We start from the raw sequence: 11,026 nt of genomic DNA, 5'->3' as shown, positions 1-11,026 counted from the left end.
GAAAAACTTAATTCCACTATACTTTTTATATGCTTTTGCAAAACTAAATTCCGCTCTTTGCCTTCAAGGGGTGGAATTTACTTTTTCAAATGAGGGGAAGGGGTTGTCTGATGGATAAAACCGATACCCGCTTTACATGGTAACCTTTGTATGCTAAAATACAACAGTACATCTAACCGTTTGACTCGGTTTATGGTTGCTCCGGCCATTTACTGGGCATCCGGCTTTTAAAGAAAGAAAGGAGTTATAGCGATGGACAAAGAGAAGAAGCAAGAAATTATGACAAAATATGCTCTTCATGAGGGCGATACGGGGTCTCCCGAAGTACAGATAGCCCTTCTCACCGAAAGAATCAACCATCTCAATGAGCACCTGAAGGTCCACAAGAAGGATCACCACTCCAGAAGGGGACTTCTGAAGATGGTTGGACAGAGAAGAGGGCTGTTGAATTATCTGATGAGGAAGGACATCACCCGATATCGTGAACTGATCGCTAAGCTGGACATCAGAAAGTAAAAATGGGCGGGTTTTTCCGCCCGTTTTTATGAAATAATAATAGTACCCGCTTAATTTAATCACGGGCAACAGAAGATCAGAGAAGACGATTCCAAATATGGAATCCTGTTCCCTGACCTTTTGTCCCTGATTAAATTAATGCGGGCAAGCCTCAGAAACCGATTGTTTAAAGGTTTTGGGGGTACAGCTTTGCAGAATAGGGAAAAAAGGGAAGGAGAATCAAGTACATGAAGCAAGTTTTCAGTTTGGATGTTGCAGGCAGAAAGCTTTCAGTAGAAGTCGGGCAGTTTGCCCAGCTGGCCAATGGTGCCGTGATGGTGCGCTATGGCGATACGGCGATCCTGTCTACAGCCACCATGGCCAAGCAGCCCAGGGAAGGAATCGATTTCTTCCCCCTCAGCGTGGATTATGAGGAAAGGCTGTATTCAGTCGGAAAGATCCCCGGAGGTTTTATCAGAAGAGAGGGCAAGCCCACGGAGAAAGCTATCCTGACAGCCCGCGTCATTGACAGGCAGATACGTCCGCGTTTTCCGAAAGATTTCAGGAACGATGTGGCTGTAGTGAATACCGTTCTTTCTGTAGACCAGGACAATTCCCCTGAGTTTGCATCCATCATCGGAACCTCAGTGGCGCTGTCCATTTCCGATATTCCGTTCAACGGCCCCATTGCCGGTGTCATACTGGGCCTGGTTGACGGAAAGGTCGTCATCAACCCCAATACGGAGCAACGCGCGAAAAGCGATATGTATGTCACCCTGTCGGCAGACAAGGAAAAGATCATCATGATAGAAGCCGGCGCCAACCAGGTTCCGGAAGATGTGATGCTGGAGGCCATCAAGGCCGGTCACGAGGAAATCAAACGCATCATCGAGTTTATTGAAGGCATTGTCAAAGAGGTCGGGAAGCCCAAGATCACCTATGATCCGTGCGTGGTTCCCGAAGATATATGGAATACCGTTTATGAAATGGCCTACGACGACATGAAGGCCGCCATCATGAACGATGACAAAACCACCAGGGATCAGAACGTGGAAGCGGTTTGCAATGCCGTTCAGGAGAAGCTTGCTGAAACCTTCCCCGAGCAGAAGCAGCAAATCGCCGATGCACTGTACAAACTGCAGAAGAAGATAGTCAGAAGCCTGATCCTTGACGAGGGCAGGCGCGTCGACGGCAGAAGCCTGATGGAGATCCGCCCGCTGCACGCCGAGGTTGGGCTGCTGCCCAGGACCCATGGATCGGCGCTGTTCCAGCGCGGTCAGACCCAGGTGCTTACCAACGTCACCCTGGGACCCCTGGGAGACGTTCAGATGCTTGATGGTGTTGATCTGGAAGAATCCAAGCGTTATATGCACCATTACAACTTCCCTGCATTCAGCGTCGGAGAGGCGCGCCCGTCCAGGGGCCCCGGCAGGCGCGAGATAGGGCATGGCGCCCTCGCGGAGCGGGCTCTCGAACCCGTCATCCCCAGCGAGGAAGAGTTCCCGTATGCCATCAGGCTGGTTTCTGAAGTCCTGATGTCCAACGGTTCCACTTCCCAGGGCAGCGTCTGTGCCAGCACACTGGCCCTCATGGATGCAGGTGTGCCGCTCAAGGCACCTGTTGCCGGTATTTCCTGTGGCCTTGTGGTGGACGAGGAGAATCCGGATCGGTTCATAACCTTTATGGATATTCAGGGCATCGAGGACTTCTTCGGCGATATGGACTTCAAGGTGGCCGGCACCAAGAAGGGTATCACCGCCATCCAGGTGGATATCAAGGTGGATGGCCTGAATTACGATATCATCAGGCAGGCCTTTGAGATCACCAGAAAAGGCCGCATTCAGATCCTCGACGAATGCATGCTGCCCGTTATTTCCGAGCCGCGCAAGCATTTGTCCCCCTATGCGCCGAAGATATTCAAGACCAAGATTGAAGTGGACAAGATACGTGAGGTTATTGGCCCCGGCGGCAGAATCATCAATAAGATCATCGCCGAGACCGGCGTCAAGATCGATATTGAGGATGACGGAACGGTCTATGTGGCAACCACCGATGAGGAAGCCGGCAAGAAAGCCATCACCATGATTGAAGGCATTGCCGGCAATGTGGAACCGGGACAGGTCTATAACGGCCATGTAACAAGGCTCATGCAGTTCGGTGCGTTTGTTGAATTCCTGCCCGGCAAGGAAGGCCTGGTGCACATCTCCAAGCTGGACACCAAGCGCGTCAAGAAGGTCGAAGATGTTGTCAACGTAGGCGATGAAATCAAGGTAAAGGTCATCGAAATCGATAAGCAGGGAAGGATCAACCTGTCGAGAAAGGATGTCCTTCTCGAAGAAGCCGCCACCAATAACGCCAACAACAAGGGGGACAGGAAATAAGCCAATTCGGCGGCGGAATGCCTGAAACAGCTAACGGATTGCTGCAACCCTTGCGTGGTTTCCGCTCAAGGGGTCCCAATCGGGTTATTGGGCATCCGGGATGCCGTTATGGGAACCCGGATGCTTGACTATATAAAACTAAATACCCTTAACAGAGCAGGTATTATGCGTCAAGTGTCAGAGAATGGGAGTAGAGTCTCTGAACGAAAAACCATGGAAACATGGTTTGCGATATAATACCGCATCCGCTGTTACAAATAAGTCTTTCTTATTTGTGCGATGCCATCTGTTAAAAGGGTAGCATGAAAGGAGAGACTTTTTTATGTCCAAAAACCGAGATGCTATCAGAAGAATTGCCCACGTCAGTCTTTTGATCACCCTGGCAGTTGTCATCAGAAATCTCAGCTATTCGCTCTACATAGGCAGTATTATGGCCACGCGAATCAGTTTCTCCGGTATATTTACCAGGATGGCCGCGATCCTCTTCGGCCCCGTCTATGGTGGACTGGCTTCCGGAATCCAGGATATCATTGGTTATCTGATAAAGCCTGAAGGTCCGTTCATTCCCTGGCTCACGCTGACTGCCATCGCCGGAGGGGTTGTGGCAGGTTTTCTGTGGCGCTGGACCGGCAAGGCCGATTCCATAAAGGCCGGCCGATGCTATCTGCTGTTTTTTGCCTGCATCGGACTGATTGGCGGGATTAACCTTCTGGTCCTTTCGGTGTGGCCCGATTCATTCTGGGGCCGGGTTCTGGACAGTATCGGAAAGAACAGGGATTTGGCCGCATCCGGACTTGTGGTCTTTGCCGGTATCGGGTTTGCCCTGTACCTGCTCAATATGCTGATAAAGCGCTTAAACAGCAAATGGCAGGTCAATGAGCAATTCTTCAGGGTATTGCTGACTGTCGGCGTATCCGGGTTATTGGTGACCACCCTGAACACCTGGATCCTCCGGGCCGTATTTCCCGAACTGGCTGCCATCGACTTTCTGGTTTTCCTGATTCCCAGGCTTATCAAGGAGGCCTTTGTGGTTCTTGTCCAGGCCTATCTGGTTACTTTCCTCCTGTCCATCTATAACAGGTATTTTGTGGTTGAACCCGTACCAAGCCGGTAAAAAAGCGAACAGCCTTCCCGTTCATTCCCCACGCGCATTTGCCAGATAAAGGGTGGCAATGGTATAATTACGGGTATAACCAGATTTCGTATGATGGGAGTGGCGAGAAGCATATGCAGGTTCTTTTCGTTGCGGCGGAAGCCGCCGGGCTCATCAAGGTGGGCGGCCTTGGCGATGTGGCCCGCGAATTGCCCCGGCAACTGAAAGCGTTGGGGGCTGATATCCGCCTGGTTATACCCGCACACCGGGAAATCCGTGCCGAGACGAGGGTTGTTGCCGAATTTCCGGTAAGAATGGGTGAAAAGGAGGAAATCTGCATCCTGAAGGAAGCTGAGGGAACGCCTGTACCGACCCTTCTGGTCGGCAGCGAGCGGTATTTCAGCAGGCCTTCGGTTTATGGCTATCAGGATGATGCCGAGCGCTTCGCTTTCTTCTGCCTGGCAGTCTTCCAGTGGCTGAAGGGCTCGGATTTCATACCGGAAGTCATCCATCTCAATGACTGGCACACGGCGCCCCTGGCCATGCTGATCCGGGAACGGGAAGAGGAGATCCCCGCCCTGACGAAAACCGCCCTGGTATTTACCATCCACAACCTGGCCTACCAGGGCACCTGCGGATATGACATTTTTAAGCTTTATGGCGTTGGAGATGCCGCGTTTACACCCGATGGCGTGGAATTCTACGGCGCTTTCAACCCCATGAAGGCAGGCATTGGCTATTCGGACAGGTTTAACGCCGTCAGCGTGACCGGAGCCCGCGAAATGACCGCAAACGGCTTCGGACTCGAAGGTTTTGTCGGTGTTCACAGGAAGCGGCTTTCCGGGATACCCAACGGCATCGACCATGATGCCTGGAATCCGGCATCCGATCCAGCTCTTTTCCAGAATTATTCGGTTGAAAATCCCGGTGCAAAGCGCGAGAATAAAAAGAAACTGAGAAAACTCCTGAGGCTGGACGGGAGGGGAGGCGCCCTTTGCGGCGTGGTATCCCGCCTGGATCGGATTAAGGGGACCGATCTCCTGATCCCGGCTGCTGAGAAAATTGTCAGGGAAGGCGGGCAGATGGTGATCCTGGGCAAGGGCAGCCCGGAATACGAACAGCCCCTGAAACGGCTTGAAGAAATGTATCCGGGCCGTGTGGCCGTGTGCATTGATTTTGACGACGAACTGGCCCGGAGAATCTATGCGGCCTCCGATCTGTTCCTGATGCCGTCGCGCTATGAGCCCTGCGGCCTTGCGCAACTGATAGCCATGCGCTATGGCGCAATTCCCGTTGTTCACAGGGTTGGCGGACTGGCTGATACCGTGCGGGACGAAGCAGCCCACCCCGGAGAGGGTACCGGATTTACATACGGTGCGGATTCTGCCAATGCCTTTACGAGGGCCATATCCAAAGCCCTCAGGATGTATGCATCCGACAGGGACGGGTGGAAGAAGCTGGTTAAGCGTGCGATGTCATACGACTCCAGCTGGGATCAGTCCGCGCAGGCATACCTGGTTCTGTACAGGGAAGCGGCTGCCGTCAGGAACAAAGGAAACAGGGCAGGCAGAAGGAAAAAAAGGACCGAAGTATGCAATCAGGACACATGAGCCGGAAACGGGCTCTTGAAATATTGAAGCTTCTGGCAAGGGACTATTCTGAAGTCGGGAGCGAACTGAACCATGAGAACACCTTCCAGCTTCTTGTGGCAACCATGCTGGCTGCCCAGGATACCGACAGGAAGGTCAATGAGGTTACAAAATCGCTTTTTGAGGAATACCGTTCACCCGATGATTTTCTGAAGCTTTCCCGGGATGTCCTGGCACAGAAGATCAGCCGGATCCATTATTGCCGCGCCAAAGCTTCAAACATTCTGTCCATGTGCAGAACCCTCGTGGAGAAGTTTGGTGGCGAGGTTCCGAGGACCCGGGAGGAACTGATGGAGCTGGCGGGCGTGGGGAGGAAAACGGCCAATGCCATCCTGAGCTATGCCTACGGCATTCCCGCCATAGCGGTGGATACCCATGTTCACCGGGTGGCCCAAAGGCTCGGACTGGCAAAGGAAAGGGAAGTTCAGAAAACCGAGCTGGTATTGCAGGCGCTCATCCCCGAAGAATGGTGGATCCGCGCCCACAACAGCATGGTCCTTCACGGGCGCAGGGTCTGTACAGCTCGAAACCCCAGGTGCCGGCAATGCGGCGTGGCCCATCTGTGCGCGGCCCGGCAAGATCTTCGCCGCACGGAAAGCCCGGTTGATAACCGACAGGATGGATGAAAAGCAGGGACAGGATTCCGGATGTTCCTGACAAAGCAAAAGGAAAGAGGTCAGCAACTTGAGTTCCCGCAGAATGAGCAGAGCCAAGGCGATTAAAATACTGGATATCCTGGAGGAGACCTATCCCCAGGCCAAATGTGAACTCCATTTCAGAACGCCGTTCCAGCTCCTGGTTGCTACCATGCTGAGCGCCCAGTCCACTGACAGGACGGTCAACCGCATTACCGAAAGCCTGTTCGCACGCTATCCGGATGTGGAAAGCTTTCTGTCGCTGACCCAGGAGCAGCTGGAACAGGAGATCCGGGAGATCGGATTGTACCGGAACAAGGCAAAAAATATCCTGGCCATGTGCAGGGAGCTGGTTACCCGTTTTTCCGGCCAGGTCCCCGCCAGCCTGGAGGATTTGACATCCCTGCCCGGCGTAGGGCGGAAAACGGCCAATGTAGTGCTGAGCAATGCCTTCAATATTCCGGCGCTGGCTGTGGACACCCATGTTTTCAGGGTGTCAAACCGGATTGGGCTGGCTCACAGCGATCGGGTGGATCAGACCGAGGAACAGCTGACCGCCCTCATTCCAAAAAACAGATGGTCCAAATCCCATCATCTTCTGATCTGGCATGGCCGGCGAACCTGTACCGCCAGGAAGCCCCGGTGCGAGGCGTGCAGCGTTATGCCATATTGCGAATTCTTCAAAAAAAATATAGAATAAGAGAAGGAATGCTTTAATTTACCATAAAACGACAGGCACAGATCGAATGCGATTGAAGGAAGGCCGGGGAACTGTCATGCCCAAGCGCAGAAGAAAAAGAAAAGCCATGCCCGAGGATGCCATCTTTGTCCTGGATATAGGGACCAGGACCATTATTGGTCTGGTTGGCATTCAGCAGGGCCAAAGCTTTGTTATCCGGGCGGCTGAGGTCTTGGTGCACGAAAGCCGTGCCATGATGGACGGCCAGATTCACGATATTGCCAAGGTAGCCTCAGGCGTATCCGCGGTCCGTGAGGCGCTTGAGCAGAAGACAGGTTTCTCCCTGGACAAGGTATCCATCGCCGCTGCCGGGCGCGTTCTGAAAACCTGCCGGGTCAAGGTGGAAAGAGAGCTTGAGGAAGGCAGGGAAATCGATTCCCATCTGGTCAGCGCCATGGAAATGGAGGCCATTCAGAAGGCTCAGCTTCAGATCGACGGTGCGCCTGACAAGCAGGAAACTGACCAGTATTATTGCGTTGGCCACAGCGTGGTCAGCTATTATCTCAATGATTATGCCATATCCAGCCTCACAGGTCATAAGGGGCAAAAAGCCGGTGTTGAGGTGATAGCCACGTTCCTGCCCCAGATGGTGGTGGAGAGCCTGTACACCGTCATGGAAAGGGCAGGCCTGGAAGTGACCTATCTGACACTGGAACCCATTGCAGCCCTGAACGTGGCCATTCCGAAAGAGCTTCGACTTCTGAACCTGGCCCTGGTGGATGTTGGGGCCGGCACTTCCGATATTGCCGTTACAAAATCGGGCACCATTGTGGCCTATGACATGGCGCCCGTTGCGGGTGACGAGATCACTGAAGCCATTGCTCAGAACTTCCTGGTTGATTTCAATACGGCTGAAAGCATCAAACTGGCCCTGAGCGCAGGGGAAACCGATATCCGGTTTACTGACGTGCTTGACAACCAGGTAACCATAAAGCCTGAAGATGTTGAAAACGCCATAAGGCCTGTTGTGGCTCAGCTGGCTGAAACTATTTCCCAAAGAATCCTTGTTTGCAACGGGGGCAAGGCTCCCAATGCCGTTTTCCTGGTAGGTGGAGGCAGCCAGACTCCGGGACTGTGCGAAGCCGTTGCCGAAAAAATCGGCTTGCCGAGGGAACGCGTTGCCGTCCGCAACCGGAGCATTGCTAAAAATATCGTCATTGAAGGAGAAATGCCATCCGGTCCCGAAAGCATCACCCCCCTTGGTATTCTGGTCACCACGGGATTGCACAGGGGAACGGATTTTTATACGGTTTCGGTCAACGGACAATCCGTGAAGGTTTTCAATTCACAAAGGGTACGCGTGGCGGATGTTCTGGCACTTGCCGGCTTCAATCCGGAGCAGTTGATCTGCAAATCTGGAAAAAGGCTGCGCTTCTTCCTCAACGGTGAAAGCAGAACCCTGGCAGGAGGCATAGGAAAGCCCGCGCTGATCATGGTCAATGATGTTCAGGAATCCCTTACGGCCGTTGTTTCGCCGGGAGACAGCCTGACCGTTATCCCTGCCGAGAGAGGAAAGGACGCCCAGGCCGTCTGTGCCGACCTGTTGGGCGATTTCCCGCCTGTCACGCTCAGGATTAACGACGAGACCCATTTTATACCGCAAAGCATCAGAATTAACGGACAGCCCGTGGATGCAGGCACGCTAATCAAAGACGGCGATCGTGTCGATATATCTATGGATTATACTGTTTCAGACATTGCCGGAAAATTCGAAATAGATTTGGAACAATTTACCCTGGAAGTGGACGGAAAAGTTGTTGATGGCTCCTACAGGCTTCGCGGCGGGGAAACCCTTGTATGCCGCCTGAAGGCTGCAGCCGATCCGGAACCGGTACCGGAGCCTGAACCGGTATTCGGACCGGAACCCGAACCGGAGCCTGAACCGGTGTTCGAACCGGAACCTGAGCCGGAGCCTGAACCGGTGGTTGCTGCGACAAGCGCCCGGGACACGACGGATTTCAGCGAAGCTTCGTACCTTCATACACGGCCTGCCGTATCCGGCGAAGGCATAAGCGTCATCGTCAACGGGCAGAGAATTCAGCTGCCGATAAAGCAAGGCCGCGCGATTTTTGTGGATGTTTTCAATCATATCGACCTGGATCTTTCACGGCAGAAGGGAACGATTGTGCTGAAACTGAATGGACGGGATGCAGGTTACACCGATGTCATCCGTGAAGGCGATGTGATCGAAATATACTGGCGGGAGTAATGAGCGCCGATAAACTGCACGGGAAAGATATCCCCAATCTTGGAGGTTCACTTTGGAAACATTGGAGAAAAACCATTTGACCAATACACTGGGCAGCTGTTTCAGGCAGGAAGGAAACATTACAAAGTTCGGCTGGGTAGTCCTGGCGATGCTGATTGCAGAAGACCTGACCGCCAGGCTCATTTCGACGCAGGCCAGGCCTGAGTTCGGTTTACTGGCCACTCAGTTGCTGATATGGGTGGCTTTCATCCTTGCCGGAGTGCTCAAGATCAAACTGTCTCCCACAAAGAATGAGGCGGAAAGCCTGATATACAGGGTGGCGAAATACCTGGAAATTGCCATCATGGCTATCTTCCTCAGCATGATGTATCATGGATTCATTTTCTATTTTGTCGTGTTGCTGCCCATCTCCTCCATTATCTTGTCCCGCGGTTTCAAGGAATCCGTCCCGTTCATCCTTTTAAGCTGGCTGACCCAGGCGCTGTCCCAGTTCATTGTATTGAATGCCTTCAGCCGTGTGAATCAGCAGGGGGTATTCAGCCATGATCTGATGCTGCCAATAGCCATAACTGCCCAATACCTGCTGTTTACCTGCTACGGCTATATTCTGGGCCGCGTCCAGAGAGAGTATGTCAGAAGCCAGGAGGAGAACCAGATTCTTATCGACCGGCTGGGCGACAAGTATGTTCAGCTGGAGCAGGCCAAGAAGGAGATCCAAAGCCATTACGAGAAAATCATCCAGACCAACGAGCAGCTGGAGGAGGCCAACAACAAACTCACGGCCAGCCTTGCAGAATTCTATACCCTTCAGCAGATATCGCAGGCCATCAGCTCCATCTTTGACATGAACGAGCTGTTGAAATTCGTCAATGACGTTATCATCGGTGTCATGGGCGTATCCCATTCCACCATCGCCCTGTGCCATGGGCCGCAGAACCATTTGAAGGTGCAGGTTTCCAGCATTTTTGACAAGAAGGAGCTGGCCATCGTATCGGACTATATCAACAGCGATGTTTTAAAGCCTGCGGTGAAGGATGGCCATTCCATGATCGACAACCAGGTTGATCCGGATGAGTATCCGTTCACCAGGGGGAGAAAGATTCAGTCCCTGATCTGTGTGCCGCTCATCGCAAAAGGGAATGTGCTTGGCATTGTCCTCATTGAGCACAGCCTGCCCAATGCTTTCCACAATGACAATGTGAGACTGCTCGAGATCATTGCCCAGCAGGTCAGCATAGCCATTGAAAACGCCCGGCTGCACCAGCAGATGCACGATCTGGCCACGCTGGACGGACTCACCGGCGCATACAACCGTCTGTATTTTCAGGATAATCTGCAAATCGAATTCAAGAAAGCCCAGGAAGGCAATTATGACCTGTCCATCCTGATGTTTGACATAGACCACTTCAAGAGGATCAACGATACCCATGGCCATCTGTTCGGCGACCTGGTGCTCAAAAGCATCGCCGCCTTCATCAAGAAGAAGCTCAGAAAGGAAGATATCTTTGCCCGTTATGGCGGTGAGGAATTTGTGATCCTCATGCCCCATACCACGCTGGAACAGGTCGTAGAAAAGGCCGAGGACATCCGGACGGGTGTCAGCGCCATGATCATCTCCGACAGGGTGATCAGCGCTTCGGTCACCATCAGTATCGGCGTATCCTCCTTCCCCTTAACCGCAGACAGCCAGATGAACCTTGTCAAGAGCGCCGACGACGCGCTGTATGAAGCAAAGCGCCAGGGAAGGAACCGGGTATGTGTCGCCCATAAAAAAACCGGCAGTATGGAAGAGGATACTGCCGGCTGACTGTTCACCTATGTAAAA

At 52.9% G+C, this 11,026-nt stretch carries 8 protein-coding genes and 1 riboswitch; all 8 genes read left to right on the top strand.

Annotation, left to right across the window (positions count from 1 at the left end; all coding sequences use genetic code 11):
• Positions 1–252: 252 nt before the first annotated feature.
• The 8 genes from rpsO to F3H12_RS03800 all read left to right on the top strand — a co-directional run bounded on the left by rpsO (position 253) and on the right by F3H12_RS03800 (position 11,008).
• Positions 253–516, top strand: coding sequence for a 30S ribosomal protein S15 (rpsO, locus tag F3H12_RS03835; RefSeq protein ID WP_149678034.1), 264 nt, complete (start codon positions 253–255; stop codon positions 514–516).
• A 227-nt stretch (positions 517–743) separates the two neighbouring features.
• Positions 744–2,876 carry a polyribonucleotide nucleotidyltransferase gene (locus F3H12_RS03830; RefSeq protein ID WP_149678033.1) on the top strand — a complete coding sequence of 711 codons (2,133 nt, stop codon included), beginning with the start codon at positions 744–746 and terminating at the stop codon, positions 2,874–2,876.
• A gap of 150 nt (positions 2,877–3,026) precedes the next feature.
• Positions 3,027–3,129: riboswitch (THF riboswitch) on the top strand.
• 69 nt (positions 3,130–3,198) lie between these two features.
• Positions 3,199–3,990, top strand: a complete 792-nt coding sequence (locus F3H12_RS03825; RefSeq protein WP_149678032.1) for a folate family ECF transporter S component — start codon at positions 3,199–3,201, stop codon at positions 3,988–3,990.
• Positions 3,991–4,103: 113 nt separating this feature from the next.
• A complete protein-coding gene (locus F3H12_RS03820; RefSeq protein WP_149678031.1) occupies positions 4,104–5,579 on the top strand; it encodes a glycogen synthase in 1,476 nt (491 codons plus the stop codon).
• A complete protein-coding gene (nth, locus tag F3H12_RS03815; RefSeq protein WP_243133181.1) occupies positions 5,561–6,244 on the top strand; it encodes an endonuclease III in 684 nt (227 codons plus the stop codon). The genes F3H12_RS03820 and nth (F3H12_RS03815) overlap by 19 nt, the downstream gene beginning before the upstream one ends.
• A gap of 73 nt (positions 6,245–6,317) precedes the next feature.
• The gene (nth, locus tag F3H12_RS03810; RefSeq protein ID WP_149678030.1) at positions 6,318–6,953 is read left to right on the top strand and encodes an endonuclease III; all 636 of its coding nucleotides are present in this window, start codon (positions 6,318–6,320) and stop codon (positions 6,951–6,953) included.
• 76 nt (positions 6,954–7,029) lie between these two features.
• A complete protein-coding gene (locus tag F3H12_RS03805) occupies positions 7,030–9,201 on the top strand; it encodes a cell division protein FtsA (protein WP_188118351.1) in 2,172 nt (723 codons plus the stop codon).
• Positions 9,202–9,253: 52 nt separating this feature from the next.
• Positions 9,254–11,008 (top strand): sensor domain-containing diguanylate cyclase, encoded by a 1,755-nt coding sequence (locus F3H12_RS03800; protein WP_149678028.1) that lies wholly within the window; start codon positions 9,254–9,256, stop codon positions 11,006–11,008.
• Positions 11,009–11,026: the final 18 nt, after the last annotated feature.

The organism is Thermoclostridium caenicola (assembly GCF_900142095.1).
Lineage (GTDB): Bacteria > Bacillota > Clostridia > DSM-8532 > DSM-8532 > Thermoclostridium_A > Thermoclostridium_A caenicola.
Note: the sequence above shows the minus strand (reverse complement) of the source record. Positions and strands in the feature narration are given on the sequence as shown.